This is a genomic window from Microbacterium sp. FW305-3-2-15-F-LB2, from assembly GCF_058787255.1.
This window is the reverse complement of record NZ_JBYSZO010000001.1, coordinates 2113441-2127261: the sequence shown is the minus strand read 5'-3', so window position 1 is coordinate 2127261 and position 13821 is coordinate 2113441. Positions and strand designations below refer to the sequence as shown.

Below are 13821 nucleotides of genomic sequence, written 5' to 3'. Positions count from 1 at the left end.
CCGTCGGGGCGATCAGCCCCCGGCCTGAGCCGCGCTGACGACCGGCGCGAGCGCCGCGGCCTCGCCCGCCTCCGTCTACGCCGGCAGTGTCTCGATGAACGCCTCGAGCGCAATCCGGTACGCCGGGTCGGGGTGCGTCTCGGCGATCCGCAGCAACGGCGGCAGGTCGAGCGTGCGGATGAGGCGACCGCGCTCGCGCACGGCGGCGTCGGCGCGCGCCGCCCGCAGCACGGCGATACCCTCGCCGAGCGCGTCGAGATAGTCGCGCAGCACGCCGATCTCGCTGCGTCTCTGCGTGATGGAGCCGCCGTCCCGACGCTCGCGCCAGTCGACGACGACGTCGGGCACGACGTCGAACGCCGTGGCCAGGGTGTACATGCGCTGAGCGACGACCTGGTCCTCGTAGTACCGCCCCTCGGGAAAGCGCAGGCCGTGGGTGTGCCAGAAGTCGGTCCGGCTGAGCTTCGACCACGCGACGATGTTCCCGGATGCCGCGGGGTGCTCCGTCAGTGTCGTCCCGGTGCGGGCGGGGTCGGTGGCAGCGGCGACCCACGGCTGCACCGAGCCCGCGGTGTACCCGGGGCCGTCGGCATCCGGTCGTAGACGCACGTACGCGCCGACGACGAAGGCGCTGCCCGAAGCCTCGATCGTCGACCACAGGCGCTCCATCGCGTGGGGGCGGAGGCGGTCGTCGGCGTCGAGGAAGGCCGTGTAGGGCGTTTCGACGCGGTCGAGGCCGCTGTTGCGGGCGGCTCCGAGGCCCCTCGGTTCGCGGTGCTCGACCACGACGAAGCGGGGGTCGGCCGACGCGGCGTCGGCGAACAGACGGCGGGTGTCGTCGATGGAGCCGTCGTCGACGAGGACGGCGCGCCAGGCGTCGAGCGACTGCGCTCGCAGCGATTGCAGGGCTTCACCGGCGAACCCGGCCACGTCGCGACCGGGAACGATCACGGTGATCGCGGGGGAACTCACCCGCGTGATCCTACGGCGGTCACCGCCTCGGCGACGGCGATTGCCACGGCGTCGAGATTCTGCGTCATATGGTGCGGGAAGGTGAAGCGCACGGCGGTACGGGCGACGTCGAGGTCGATGCCGAGGGCGAGCAAGACGTGGGACGCCTCCTCGCTCCCCGCCGCGCACGCCGAGCCGCTGGACGAGACGATTCCGCGGCGCTCGAGCTCGAGCAGCACGGTCTCGCCGTTCACGCCCGGAAAGACGAAGCTGGCGGTCGCGGGCAGGCGGCGGTCGGGGTGCCCGGTGAGCCGCGCGCCGACGACGGCAGCGAGCACGCCGCCGATGAACGCGTCGCGGAACCCGGCCGCGCGTTCGGCCTCCGCCGACCGCTCAGCCTCGGCGAGCGACAGCGCCGTCGCGATCGCGACCGCGCCCGCGACGTCGGGGGTGCCCGAGCGGCGCCCTCGTTCCTGCCCGCCCCCGTGCAGGAGGGGCTCCAACGGCAGGCGGCCACGCACGGCCAGGATGCCGGTGCCCTTGGGAGCGCCGATCTTGTGGCCCGCGATCGTGAGGGCGTCGGCCCCGAGCCCGGCGAGCGGGAGCCAGCCGGCCGCCTGGACCGCGTCGAGGTGGAGCGGCACGCCCCGTTCCTTGGTCACGGCTGCGAGGGCCGCGGCATCCTGGACCGTGCCGATCTCGTTGTTCGCGTAACCGACGCTGACGAGCGCGGTGTCGTCGCGCAGGGCAGCGGCGAGGGCGTCGGGGGAGAGGGTTCCGGTCTCGTCGACGGGGGCGTACGTCACCTCGATGCCGTGCAGACGTGCGAGGTAGTCGGCCGAGGCGAGCACGGACTCGTGCTCGATCGCCGTCGTGACGAGGTGTCGCCTGCCGCGGGGAAGGGAGCCGAGGACCAGCCCCTTGATGACCGTGTTGTTGGACTCGGTGCCGCCGGAGGTGAAGACGATGTCACCCGCCCGCATGCCGAGGATCGCGGCGACGCGCGCGCGAGCATCCTCGAGAGCGGATGCGGCGGCCTCGCCGACCTCGTGATGGCTCGAGGGATTGCCGAACCACCGGGTGAGGTACGGCGCCATGGCCTCGAGGACCTCGGGGCGCACCGGGGTCGTCGCGGCGTTGTCGAGGTAGAGGCTCACGACGTGTGGATGCGGATGTCGAGGCCGAGGTCGAGCGCGGGGGCCGAGTGCGTGAGCGCCCCGACGGAGATGACGTCGACGCCGGTCTCGGCGATCGCGCGGACGGTGTCGAGCGTCACGCCGCCCGAGGCCTCCACGATCGCGCTCCCGGCGATCTTCTCGACGCCCGCGCGCAGGTCGTCGAGCGAAAAATTGTCGAGCATGATCGTGTCGACGCCCGCGGCCAGGACGGCGTCGATCTGGTCGAGGCGGTCGACCTCTACCTCGACGTGCGTGGTGTGCGGGAGGCGCGCGATCGCACTCTCGAGCGCCTGAGTGAGCGGCAGGCCGCTCGCGGCGAGCACGGCGAGGTGGTTGTCCTTGGCCATGACGGCATCCGAGAGTGAGAACCGGTGATTGTGGCCGCCCCCGTCGCGGACCGCCTGGCGCTCGATGGCTCGGAGCCCCGGCGTCGTCTTGCGCGTGTCGACGATGCGAGCACCCGTGTGCGCGACCGCCGCGACATAGCGACTGGTGAGCGTGGCGATGCCCGACATGCGCTGGACGAAGTTCAACCCGATGCGCTCGGCGGTCAGCACCGCGCGCGCCGGACCGGTCACCACCGCGAGCACCTCGCCGGGCACGAACTCCGCGCCGTCGGCGACGCGAACCTCCACGGCGATGGTCGGATCGGTCAACGTGAAAGCGGCGCGGAACACTTCGGCTCCGCTGAAGACGCCGATCTCGCGGGCGACGAGCTCCGCGCGCGCCGTCGCATGGGCGGGGATGAGGGTCTCGCTCGTGAGATCGCCCCACGGCGCGTCCTCCTCCAGGGCGGCGGAGACGACGCGATCGATCGCGGCTCGGGTCAGCATGCGAGGGCCTCCTGGGGGACGGGAGCGGATGCCGCCGCGGCGGCATCCTCGTCGGAGCGGAAGTGCGCGCCGATCGATGCGGTGCGGGCGAGAGCAGCGGCGACGACGTGCCGCGCGAGAAGGAGCAGCCCGTCGTCCTCCGTGCTCCGAGGACGCGGCTCGGTGTTCCACGCGGCGAGGACGGCCGAGGCGCGCCGCAGACCGGCCGCGTCGCGCACGAGTCCCGCGTGCTGCCACATCAGGTCTTGGAGCGCCTCTCGGGAGAAGGCGGGAGCGTCGGTCGCCGGCGTCAGCCGCGGGAGCGGAACGGCGGCGGGGGAGTCCACCTTCGGCCACGCGGTGTCCGTGGCGGCCGCTTCCCCCGCGCGGGCGCCGAACACGGCACCCTCGAGGAGCGAATTGGATGCCAGGCGGTTGGCGCCGTGGACACCGGTGCGCGCCGTCTCGCCGACCGCGTACAGCCCGGGCACCGTGGTCCGGCCGTCGAGGTCGGTCACGACACCGCCCATCAGGTAGTGCGCCGCGGGGGTCACCGGAATCGGCTCGCGCGACCAGTCGAGTCCGCGCTCGCGGACCGCCGCATCGATCGTGGGGAACCGCCGCGCCAGCCGCTCGGCGCCGAGCACGGTGGCATCCAGCCGGACCGGTCGGTCGCCCTGCGCCGCCATCGCGCGCGCATTGGCGCGGGCGACGACGTCGCGCGGAGCCAGTTCACCGTCGGGGTGGGAATCGAAGGTGAAACGGCGTCCGGCGTCGTCGACGAGGATCGCGCCGTCGCCGCGCACGGCCTCGGAGACGAGGAACGGCTCGCCGGCGGCGAGAGCCGTGGGATGGAACTGCACGAACTCCAGGTCGGCGACGGCGGCTCCCGCTCGAAGGGCCGCGGCGATGCCGTCGCCGGTGGCGGAGACCGGGTTCGTCGTGTGCGCGTAGAGCTGACCGGCGCCGCCCGTGGCGAGGACGACCGCGTCGGCGTGCAGGCGTCGAACGGCACCGCCCGACTCGACGTCGATTCCCACGACGTGTCCGTTCTCGACGACGAGATCGCGCAGGAGCGTGTGCTCGTGCACCTCGACGGCGCTCGCCCGCACCGCGGCTCCGAGCGCGGCTTGGATCGCCGCGCCGGTGGCATCCCCTCCGGCGTGCAGCACCCGGGGCCTGGCGTGCGCCGCCTCGAGACCGCGCGCGAAGTCGCCGTCGGCCGCGCGGTCGAACACCACCCCGCGTCGGACGAGCTCGGCGATGCGATCGGGTCCCTCGCTGACGAGCGTCCGCACGGCGTCGGGGTCGTTGAGATCCATGCCCGCGGTGAGCGTGTCCGCGATGTGCGAGTCGAGCGTGTCCTCTGGCGCGGTCACCGCGGCGATACCCCCCTGCGCCCAGCGGGTGTTGGTGTCGGCCAGGGCGCCCTTGGTCACGACCGTGACTCGGCATCCCTTCTCGGCCGCGTGCAGAGCCGCGGTGAGCCCGGCGATGCCGCTGCCGACCACGATGACGTCGGTCATTTCACGGCACCGTTCGGCTTCGCGGCGAGCATGCGCTCCAGTGCGAGGGTGGCGGGCTCGGCGACGTCGGAGGGAACGGTGATGCGATTGACGACCTCGCCCGCGACGAGCGACTCCAGCACCCACGCGAGGTAGCCGGGGTGGATGCGGTACATCGTCGAGCAGGGGCACACCACGGGGTCGAGGCAGAAGATCTCGTGCTGCGGGAACTGCGCGGCCAAGCGCTGGACGAGGTTGATCTCGGTGCCGATGGCGAAGGTGGTGGGCTCCTCGGCCGCGGCGATCGCCTTGCGGATGACGTCGGTGGATCCGGCCTCGTCGGCGGCATCCACGACGTCCATCGGGCACTCGGGGTGCACGATCACGCGCACGCCCGGGTGCTCGGCGCGGGCCTTGTCGATCTGGGCGACGCTGAACCGACGGTGCACCGAGCAGAACCCGTGCCACAGGATCACCTGGCTGTCCTCGAGCTGTTCCGCGGTCGATCCCCCGAGCGGGCGACGCGGGTTCCACATCGGCATCCGGTCCAGCGGCACGCCCATCGCCTTGGCCGTGTTGCGGCCCAGGTGCTGGTCGGGGAAGAACAGCACGCGTCGTCCGCGGGCGAACGCCCATTCGAGAACGGTGCGGGCGTTCGACGACGTGCAGACGATCCCGCCGTGGCGGCCGACGAAGCCTTTGATGGCGGCGCTGGAGTTCATGTACGTCACGGGAATGACGGGGAGGAGGCCGTCGGCATCCGGGGTCTCCAGATCGCCCAGCACATCGGCGAGCTGCTCCCAGGCCTCTTCGACCTGGTCGATGTCGGCCATGTCGGCCATCGAGCAGCCGGCGGCGAGGTTGGGCAGGATGACGGACTGCGCGGGCCGCGACAGCAGGTCGGCGGTCTCGGCCATGAAGTGCACGCCGCAGAACACGATCGCCTCGGCTTCGGGGTGCGCCTTCGCGGCGTTCGCGAGCTGGAACGAGTCGCCGACGTAATCGGCGTGCCGGACGACCTCTTCGCGTTGGTAGAAGTGGCCGAGGACGACGACCCTGTCGCCGAGCGTCGCCTTCGCCGCGCGGACCCGCGCGTCGAGCTCGTCGTCGGACGCCTCGCGGTACTCGCGGGGGAGTTCTCCCTGCCGCGGCGCGCCGGTGGGGATGACATCGCCCATCGACGACCCCGGACCGTAACCGGGACGCGTGTCGAAGTCCCACGGCCCCACCGCGAGGTCGGTCGTACACGTCGCGTCCGTGGACGCGCCGGAGACGATCGCCTGGATGACGTGATCCACCGAGGGGTCGATCGCCGGGCGAGGCTGCAGGGTGAGGGAGGTGAGGGTCATGAGACGGTCCGATCAGTGACGGGACGTGAGCGGGCCGCGGTCGGCGAGTTCAACGTCACGGTTGTAGCGGTACAGACGGGCGGGTCGGTGGCTTCCGGTTCGGAAGCGCTCGGTCGGGATGACGGTGTCGGAGGTGTCGATCTGCCGACGGAAGTTCGCCGGGTCGAGGCGTCGGCCGAGGATCGTCTCGGTGACCTCGCGCAGATCGGCGAGGGTGAACTCGTCGGGGAGGAGTCCGTGGGCGATGCGGCTGTAGCCGACCTTGTTGCGCAGACGCCACAGCGTGTACTCGACGATGTCGTTGTGATCGAACGCGAGCGCCGGCAGGTGCGTCGCGTCGAACCACTCCACGTTCTCGGGGGCGCCGCCTTCGCGCGCGTGCGCGGCCACCTGGGCGTCGACCTCGTCGGAGCGCAGCAGCGCCCAGTAGACGATCGACACCACGCGTGTGGGGGAGCGGTCGACCGCGCCGAACGCGTAGAGCTGTTCCAGGTAGCTCGGCGTGAGACCCGTCGTCTCCTCCAGGGTGCGTGAGGCCGCGGCATCCAGACTCTCGGCGGGGTCGAGCCATCCGCCGGGGAGGGCCCAGTGCCCGTCGAAGGGGTCGCGCGTGCGGCGGACGAGGGGCAGCGAGAGCACCGGTTCGTCGTCGACATCGCGACGCACGCTGAAGATCACGGTCGACACCGCGACGCGTGCCGCGTCGACGGGGGCGGGGGCAGGGGTTCGTGTCATTGTGACCATATCTCCGGCCTCGATCTTAGTGTCATGCTGACACGAAGGTCAAAATGGGACTCTCCCAGGGGCGCCGCGTACGCTGACGGAAGACCCTGGAGGTACGGATGCCGGTTGTCGACATCGTGCTGATCGTGCTCCTCGCACTGGCGCTCATCGTGGGCATCTCGCGAGGATTCCTCGCCACGATCGGCTCCTTCGCCGGCCTCGCGCTCGGCGGGATCGCCGCATTCTGGCTGATCCCGTACGTGGGGCAGTGGGTCACCGAGCCCGCGTGGCGCGGCGCGGCGATCGTCGCCGCGGGTGTCCTGCTCCTCCTTCTCGGTGCGGCCCTGGGCGCAGCCGTCGGCAACACCCTGCGCCACGGGGCCGACCGCATCAAGCTGCGCGTGCCCGAGCGCATCCTCGGCGGCATCGTCAACCTCGCCGCCGCCGCACTCGCGCTGTCGTTCTTCGCGGGCACCCTGACCACCGCCGGCGTTCCGGTCGTGTCCGCCGCCCTCGCCTCCTCGACCGTCGTCCGCACAATCGACAGCCTCACTCCCGATCCCGTCCGCTCGGCGCTCGCCGAACTGCGGGGCGCCGTGTTCGCCGACGGCATCCCGCGACTCGGACAGCTGATCCAGATCGGGCCCGTCCCCAACGCCCCGGTGATCGCCCTCGACGACCCCGCGCTGACCCAGGCCGCGCAGTCGGTGGCACGGATCACCGGCACGGCCTACGCGTGCGGCATCACGGCGAGCGGCTCCGGGTTCGTCGTCGCCGACGACCGCGTCGTCACCAACGCGCACGTCGTCGCGGGCGTCGACGCGCCGCTCGTGGAGCTCCCCGGCCAGCCCGCGAAAGAAGGACGGGTCATCTATTTCGACCCGACCGACGACCTCGCCGTCATCGCGGTCGACGGATTGGATGCCGCGGCCCTCCCGGTCGTGCCCGCGCTCGCCGTCGGATCCGCGGCGGTGGTGCAGGGGTATCCGTACGGAGGTCCCTTCACCTCGGGGAACGCCCAGGTGGTGTCCGAGGGCACCGTGCCGGTCCCCGACATCTACGGTGACCAGTCCGTTCCTCGCGAGATCTATGCGCTCGACGCGGTCGTGCGCCCCGGCAACTCCGGCGGACCGCTGCTGACCTCCACCGGCGACGTGGCCGGGGTGGTTTTCGCCCGATCCGAGACCGACGACAACGTCGGTTACGCGATGACCTCCGCAGAGCTCGAGCCCGTGCTGTCGCAACTCGGATCGTTGTCGGCACCCGTGGCATCCGGGAGTTGCACGACGCGCTGACCACCGATGGGCTGTGTCGACGCGCGGCCTCGGATATGCTGGCGCCCACAAGTCCACACCGGCCCCATGATCGATGCGGGAGAGCTCCGGCGAACGCAGCCGGGCACCGAAGGAGCAAGCCTCCCCGCCAATCTCTCAGGTACGCGTACCGCCTCGATCGGGCCACTCTGGAAAGAGATCCGGGCCTCCAAGTTCGGGTCCGCCGACGGTGAAAGCCCGCGTCCGCACGACGCCCGGGCGAAACTCTCAGGTTCATGACAGAGGGGGAGTTCTCAGGCGTCGACCGGCGTCTGACCGTCCTTGCGAACGGCAGAACTCATGACCGACACCCCCGCTCCACCGCGCTCGTCGCCCCTGCACGATCGGCACGAGGCTCTCGGCGCCTCGTTCACCGACTTCGGTGGCTGGAACATGCCGGTGCGCTACTCGTCCGACCTCGCCGAGCACCGCGCCGTCCGCGAAGGCGCCGGGCTGTTCGACATCTCGCACATGGCCGAGTTCTGGGTGCACGACGGCCGCGCCGCCGAGTTCCTCGACTATGCCTTGGCCGGCCGCGTCTCCGCCATGAAGATCGGTAAGGCCAAGTACTCGCTCGTGCTCGCCGAGTCGGGCGGCATCGTCGACGACGTCATCGTCTACCGCACCGGCGAGCAGTACTACCTCGTGATCGCGAACGCGAGCAACCGCGAGGCGGTCGCCTCCGCGTTCGACCACGCGCGCGCCACCTGGTCGGCGGCGCAGGCGTTCATCGACGGACCGCCGCCGGGCGGCGTATTCGGTGTCGTGTCCGGGGGCGGCGCCCCGCGCATCGAGGACGTGACGGATGCCGTGGCCCTGGTCGCGCTCCAGGGGCCGCGAGCACGCGGCATCCTGGAGTCGGTCGACACCGTCACGATCCTCGGGACGCCTCTCGACGAGCTCGGCTACTACGCCTTCACCGAGGGCACCTTCGACGGCGACTCTCTCTTCGTCGCGCGCACCGGGTACACGGGTGAGGATGGGTACGAGCTGCTCGTCCCCGTGGAGCGGGCGGGCGACCTCTGGGATGCACTGATGGAGGCCGGCGCCCCGGCGGGCCTGGTGCCGTGCGGCCTGGCCGCGCGCGACACCCTGCGGCTCGAGGCTGGAATGCCCCTGTACGGCCACGAGCTCTCGCTCGACATCACGCCGACACAGGCGGGCCTCGGTCGCGTCGTCGCCGTCGACAAGCCCGCGTTCATCGGCAGGGACGGGCTGTCGTCCGGGGCCGCCGATGCCCCCGTGCTGGTCGGCCTCGTCTCGGAGGGCAAGCGCGCCGGCCGGGCAGGCTACGCCGTGCTGCACGGAGACGACCACGTCGGCGAGATCACCAGCGGCGCTCTGAGCCCCACCCTCGGCCACCCCATCGCCATGGCCTACGTCTCCCCGGCCGCGGCCGAACCCGGTACCACCCTGACCATCGACGTGCGCGGAACACGAATCCCCGCGACCGTCACCGCCCTTCCCTTCTACCGGAGGAACGCATGACCGACCTGACCGCACTCCGTTACACCTCCGAGCACGAGTGGATCGCCGTCGACGGCGATGTCGCAACCGTGGGGATCACCGACTTCGCCGCCGAGAAGCTCGGCGACGTCGTCTTCGTCGAACTCCCCGCGGCCGATTCCCCGGTCGCCGCGGGCGATGTCTGCGGCGAAATCGAATCCACGAAGTCCGTCGGCGAGCTCTACGCCCCGCTCGATGGCACCGTCGTGGAGATCAACGACGCCGTCGTGGACGACCCCTCGCTCGTCAACGCCGATCCCTTCGGTCAGGGTTGGCTCGTGAAGATCCGCCTGGGCGGCGACCTGCCCGGCGACCTCCTCGACCGCGCCGCGTACGAGGACCTCACCGCATGAGCCTGACCACCGCACCCCGCACGGATGCCATCGCACCCGCCGCCTTCTCCGACCGGCACATCGGCATCGGTGCCCACGACCGCGCCCGCATGCTCGAGGTGGTCGGGTACGACAGCGTCGAGCGGCTCGTCGAGACCGCCGTCCCGGCATCCATCCACGTCCGGCCTCGCGCCACGAGCGACCTGCCTCCGGCCGCGACCGAGGCCGAGGCGCTCGCCGAACTGCGCGAGCTCGCATCGGCGAACCGTTCGGCCCGCCCGATGATCGGCCTCGGGTACTACGACACGTTCACGCCGTCGGTGATTCAGCGCAACGTGCTGGAGAACCCGTCCTGGTACACCGCCTACACGCCGTACCAGCCCGAGATCTCGCAGGGCCGTCTGGAAGCCCTCATCAACTTCCAGACGATGGTGACCGACCTCACGGGCCTCGCCACCGCCAACGCGTCGATGCTCGATGAGTCCACCGCCGTCGTCGAGGGCATGCTCGTCGCTCGTCGAGCCTCGAAGACCAAGACCGACGTCTTCCTGGTCGACGCTGACGCGCTGCCGCAGACCAAGGCGTTGCTCGCGCACCGCGCCGCCGCGGTCGGTATCGAGCTGGTCGAGACCACCTACGACGGCGACATCCCCGAGAGCTTCGGCGCCTTCGTCCAGTACCCGGGTGCCACCGGCCGCGTGTGGGACTTCTCCGACGTCGCCGCGGCCGTGCACCGCCACGGCGGGCTCGTCGTCGCCGCGGCCGACCTGTTGGCGCTGACGCTGCTGCGCTCGCCCGGGACGCTCGGCGCCGACGTCGCGGTGGGCACGACCCAGCGCTTCGGTGTGCCGCTCGGCTTCGGCGGTCCGCACGCCGGATACATGGCCGTACGCGGTGGGCTGGAGCGCCAGCTTCCGGGCCGTCTCGTCGGCGTGTCGGTGGATGCCGCGGGCAACCCCGCCTACCGCCTGTCACTGCAGACGCGGGAGCAGCACATCCGCCGTGAGAAGGCCACGTCCAACATCTGCACCGCGCAGGTCCTGCTGGCCGTCATGGCGGCGATGTACGCGGTGTACCACGGGCCCGATGGGCTGCGGGCGATCGCGACCCGGGTCGCGCGGACGACCGACTCGCTGGCATCCGCCCTCGTCGCCTTCGACCTGCACCTCGCGGCGGAATCGTTCTTCGACACCGTCCGCGTGCACGTTCCCGGGCGCGCACAGGACGTCGTCGACCGCGCCCGCGAGCGCGGCTACCAGGTGCTGTGGGTCGACGACGCGACCGTGGGCGTGTCGGTGGACGAGACGACGACGGACGCCGATGTCGCGGCGATCCTGGAATCGTTCGGTCTGACCGCGGGGGAACTGCCCGAGGGGGAGGCGCTGCGCGGTGTCCCCGAGCGGCTGCACCGCGAGGACGCCTACCTCACCCACCCCGTCTTCCACGCGCACCGCAGTGAGACGGCGATGATGCGGTACCTCAAGACGCTCGCCGACCGCGACTACGCGCTCGACCGCGGGATGATCCCGCTCGGCTCCTGCACGATGAAGCTGAACGCCGCGACCGAGATGGCCGCGGTGTCGTGGCCCGAGTTCGCGCGCGTGCACCCCTTCGCGCCGGAGGCCGATGTGCACGGCTACCTCGAGATGATCGAGCAGCTCGAGCGCTGGCTCGCCGAAGTGACCGGATACGACGCCGTTTCGCTGCAGCCCAACGCGGGATCCCAGGGCGAACTCGCGGGGCTCCTCGCGATCCGCGGCTACCACCACGCGAACGGCGACACCGAGCGCACCGTGTGTCTCATCCCGTCGTCGGCGCACGGCACCAACGCGGCGTCCGCGGTCCTGGCCGGAATGCGGGTCGTCGTCGTCGCCTGTGACGAGGCAGGCAACGTCGACCTGGACGATCTGCGCGCCAAGATCGCGCTGCACGCCGATGCCCTGTCGGCGCTGATGATCACGTACCCCTCGACGCACGGCGTGTACGAGCACGACGTGCTGGAGATCACGCAGGCCGTGCACGACGCCGGCGGGCAGGTGTACGTCGACGGCGCCAACCTCAACGCGCTGCTCGGGTTCGCGCGGTTCGGCGACCTCGGCGGTGACGTGTCGCACCTGAACCTCCACAAGACGTTCGCCATCCCGCACGGTGGCGGTGGGCCGGGCGTCGGTCCGGTGGCGGCGAAGGCGCACCTCGCGCCCTTCCTCCCCTCGCATCCGTTCTCGCAGCGCGCCGACCACGCGGGCGGCGTGTTCGACGGCGGCCCGGTGTCGGCCGCGCCGTACGGGTCGGCCGGCATCCTGCCCATCTCGTGGGCGTACGTGCGCATGATGGGGGCCGAAGGTCTGCGGCAGGCGACGGCAGCGGCCGTGCTCTCGGCGAACTACATCGCCGCGCGTCTGCGCGCCCATTACCCGGTGTTGTACGCCGGTGAGGGCGGTCTGGTGGCGCACGAGTGCATCCTCGACCTGCGACCACTCAAGGAGCAGACAGGGGTCACGGTCGACGACGTCGCGAAGCGCCTCATCGACTACGGCTTCCACGCCCCGACGATGTCGTTCCCGGTCGCCGGCACCCTGATGGTCGAGCCGACCGAGAGCGAGGACCTCGCCGAACTCGATCGGTTCGTGGATGCCATGATCGCGATCAAGAACGAAGCGCTCGCCGTCGCCGCGGGGGAGTGGCCCGCCGACGACAACCCGCTCGTGAACGCTCCCCACACGGCGGAGTCCGCGGTCGCGAACGAGTGGACCCATCCGTATCCCCGAGAGACGGCGGTGTACCCGCAGCGCTCGCTCGTCCGCGGCAAGTACTGGCCGCCCGTCCGCCGTATCGACCAGGCGTACGGCGACCGAAACCTCGTGTGCTCGTGCCCTCCGCCGGAGGCATTCGCGTAGGTCGCACTTCGCGGCCCCGATCCGCCGCCACTTGGTTCGCCGAGACTTCATCGCGCCGACAACTCCCTTGCAGAATGCAGCGGGGTTGTTGGCGCGATGCTGTCTCGCAGGTTGAGGGAGGGCCGGAGGAGCCGAGACAGCGACGAGAGGGAGTCGAGATCGGGGAGAGACTCGGGGACCAGGCCGACGCCGAGGATGATGTCACGCAACGCCGACGGCTCCGCCAGGTCGTCCCAGGACCAGTGCGCGATGGCCCGGGCACCGCGCCGCCGCAGCCGACGGTCGCGTTCCTCGCGGGCGCGAAGCGCGCCGCCCGGATCGCCGAGACGGCCGTCGTACTTGAGGTGCCCGTCCGCCTCACCGGCGGCCTGCGCGGACGGCCACCACATGTCGGTGCGGTCGGCGTCGCCGCCCGGGCCGATCCATTGCTGGAGCTGCGGCGCGGGAAACCCCCACCACTCGATCGCCGCCCGGCTGATCGACTCCAGCGCCGACTCCGCGCGACCGTCCGCACGCGCCAACGCCCATCGCGCGCGCCGTCGTCCGCGGCCGGACGCCCGCTCCTCGTTCACCGCGGCCAGAATCGCCGCGCTCAGTCGTGCGTCTGCGCGCACCGCGGCATCCGCGACGGCCAGTGCGACAGCCGGATGCCGATGCCGTGCGATGTCCACGCAGGTGTCGGCGACGGAGGCGAGGCGGATGCCACCGACCTCCTCGATCACGCGATCGTCGTGAGCGCTCGTGTGGACGCGGGCTCCGCCCACGCGGCGTGAAGTCGACCCGCCCCGCGCCAGGACGTGCACCGCGTCGAGCGCCCCCACCACGGGCAGCCCCCAGAGCAACGCCGCAGACTCCCGACACACGATGGCATCCGGATGGGTCATCAGATGCGCGTGCACCCGCGCAAGATCCCGGTCCCACCGGGGGAGCGCACCCCACTCCGCGGCCCCGGCGTAGACGCCCCGCGCGACGGCGACGACGTCGCCGCGTCGGATGCTGCGCGTCGTGTGGGTGAGGGCTGCGGCAGGGAGCAGAGCGATCGGTGAGGGAAGTGGCATCCGGATCATCGCCCCAGCGTCGGTGATCGGGGGTGCTCGCTCGCGGCTTTCCCCAGCTCGCACGTGTCCACGGGCGGGTGTGGAGGAGGGGTGGCCCGGTTTCCCACTGCCTCGAGACTTCGTTGCGCCGACAACTCCCTTGCAGGTCGCCCGCGTGGTGTCGGCGCGATGAAGTCTCGCGGTTGCAAACCAGCGCC

General features: G+C 71.4%; 11 protein-coding genes and 2 riboswitches. Of the genes, 4 read left to right on the top strand and 7 right to left on the bottom strand.

The window, feature by feature from the left end; genetic code table 11:
- Positions 1–75: 75 nt before the first annotated feature.
- Genes AC3WLZ_RS10305 through AC3WLZ_RS10280 form a run of 6 tightly spaced genes read right to left on the bottom strand, consistent with a single transcriptional unit; the run spans position 76 to position 6530 of the window.
- On the bottom strand, positions 76–972 hold the full coding sequence (locus AC3WLZ_RS10305) for a glycosyltransferase family 2 protein (protein WP_492469969.1): 897 nt from the start codon (positions 970–972) through the stop codon (positions 76–78).
- Entirely contained in the window at positions 969–2108 is a 1140-nt protein-coding gene (locus AC3WLZ_RS10300; protein WP_492469968.1) for a cysteine desulfurase family protein, read from the bottom strand. The genes AC3WLZ_RS10305 and AC3WLZ_RS10300 overlap by 4 nt, the downstream gene beginning before the upstream one ends.
- Positions 2105–2962, bottom strand: coding sequence for a carboxylating nicotinate-nucleotide diphosphorylase (gene nadC / locus AC3WLZ_RS10295; protein ID WP_492469967.1), 858 nt, complete (start codon positions 2960–2962; stop codon positions 2105–2107). Before nadC ends, AC3WLZ_RS10300 begins: the two co-directional genes overlap by 4 nt.
- A complete protein-coding gene (gene nadB, locus AC3WLZ_RS10290; protein WP_492469966.1) occupies positions 2956–4467 on the bottom strand; it encodes an L-aspartate oxidase in 1512 nt (503 codons plus the stop codon). The genes nadC and nadB overlap by 7 nt, the downstream gene beginning before the upstream one ends.
- Complete coding sequence (gene nadA / locus AC3WLZ_RS10285; protein WP_492469965.1) at positions 4464–5795, bottom strand: quinolinate synthase NadA; 1332 nt, start codon at positions 5793–5795, stop codon at positions 4464–4466. Before nadA ends, nadB begins: the two co-directional genes overlap by 4 nt.
- Before the next feature lie 12 nt (positions 5796–5807).
- On the bottom strand, positions 5808–6530 hold the full coding sequence (locus AC3WLZ_RS10280; RefSeq protein ID WP_492469964.1) for an NUDIX hydrolase: 723 nt from the start codon (positions 6528–6530) through the stop codon (positions 5808–5810).
- A gap of 107 nt (positions 6531–6637) precedes the next feature.
- Between AC3WLZ_RS10280 and AC3WLZ_RS10275 the strand changes: the two genes are divergently transcribed.
- From AC3WLZ_RS10275 to gcvP, 4 genes are all read left to right on the top strand, one after another.
- Positions 6638–7813 (top strand): MarP family serine protease, encoded by a 1176-nt coding sequence (locus AC3WLZ_RS10275; RefSeq protein ID WP_492469963.1) that lies wholly within the window; start codon positions 6638–6640, stop codon positions 7811–7813.
- A gap of 66 nt (positions 7814–7879) precedes the next feature.
- Positions 7880–7974, top strand: a riboswitch (glycine riboswitch).
- A riboswitch (glycine riboswitch) is annotated at positions 7975–8084 on the top strand.
- Positions 8085–8131: 47 nt separating this feature from the next.
- Positions 8132–9319 (top strand): glycine cleavage system aminomethyltransferase GcvT, encoded by a 1188-nt coding sequence (locus AC3WLZ_RS10270; protein ID WP_412924855.1) that lies wholly within the window; start codon positions 8132–8134, stop codon positions 9317–9319.
- Positions 9316–9690 (top strand): glycine cleavage system protein GcvH, encoded by a 375-nt coding sequence (gcvH, locus tag AC3WLZ_RS10265; protein ID WP_412924854.1) that lies wholly within the window; start codon positions 9316–9318, stop codon positions 9688–9690. Before AC3WLZ_RS10270 ends, gcvH begins: the two co-directional genes overlap by 4 nt.
- Positions 9687–12566: an aminomethyl-transferring glycine dehydrogenase gene (gene gcvP, locus AC3WLZ_RS10260; protein ID WP_492469962.1), complete on the top strand. Its 2880-nt coding sequence runs from the start codon at positions 9687–9689 to the stop codon at positions 12564–12566. The genes gcvH and gcvP overlap by 4 nt, the downstream gene beginning before the upstream one ends.
- A 47-nt stretch (positions 12567–12613) precedes the next feature.
- Here gcvP and AC3WLZ_RS10255 read toward each other — a convergent pair whose 3' ends face one another.
- Positions 12614–13624 (bottom strand): hypothetical protein, encoded by a 1011-nt coding sequence (locus AC3WLZ_RS10255; RefSeq protein WP_412924852.1) that lies wholly within the window; start codon positions 13622–13624, stop codon positions 12614–12616.
- Between the last annotated feature and the right edge of the window lie 197 nt (positions 13625–13821).

What these genes read in the sequence shown, in the direction of transcription:
- gcvH (WP_412924854.1), top strand. Translation starts at nt 9,316, where the DNA reads ATGACCGACCTGACCGCACTCCGTTACACCTCCGAGCACGAGTGGATC.
- AC3WLZ_RS10275 (WP_492469963.1), top strand. Translation starts at nt 6,638, where the DNA reads ATGCCGGTTGTCGACATCGTGCTGATCGTGCTCCTCGCACTGGCGCTC.
- nadB (WP_492469966.1), bottom strand. Translation starts at nt 4,467, where the DNA reads ATGACCGACGTCATCGTGGTCGGCAGCGGCATCGCCGGGCTCACCGCG.
- gcvP (WP_492469962.1), top strand. Translation starts at nt 9,687, where the DNA reads ATGAGCCTGACCACCGCACCCCGCACGGATGCCATCGCACCCGCCGCC.
- AC3WLZ_RS10280 (WP_492469964.1), bottom strand. Translation starts at nt 6,530, where the DNA reads ATGACACGAACCCCTGCCCCCGCCCCCGTCGACGCGGCACGCGTCGCG.
- nadA (WP_492469965.1), bottom strand. Translation starts at nt 5,795, where the DNA reads ATGACCCTCACCTCCCTCACCCTGCAGCCTCGCCCGGCGATCGACCCC.
- AC3WLZ_RS10270 (WP_412924855.1), top strand. Translation starts at nt 8,132, where the DNA reads ATGACCGACACCCCCGCTCCACCGCGCTCGTCGCCCCTGCACGATCGG.
- nadC (WP_492469967.1), bottom strand. Translation starts at nt 2,962, where the DNA reads ATGCTGACCCGAGCCGCGATCGATCGCGTCGTCTCCGCCGCCCTGGAG.
- AC3WLZ_RS10255 (WP_412924852.1), bottom strand. Translation starts at nt 13,624, where the DNA reads ATGCCACTTCCCTCACCGATCGCTCTGCTCCCTGCCGCAGCCCTCACC.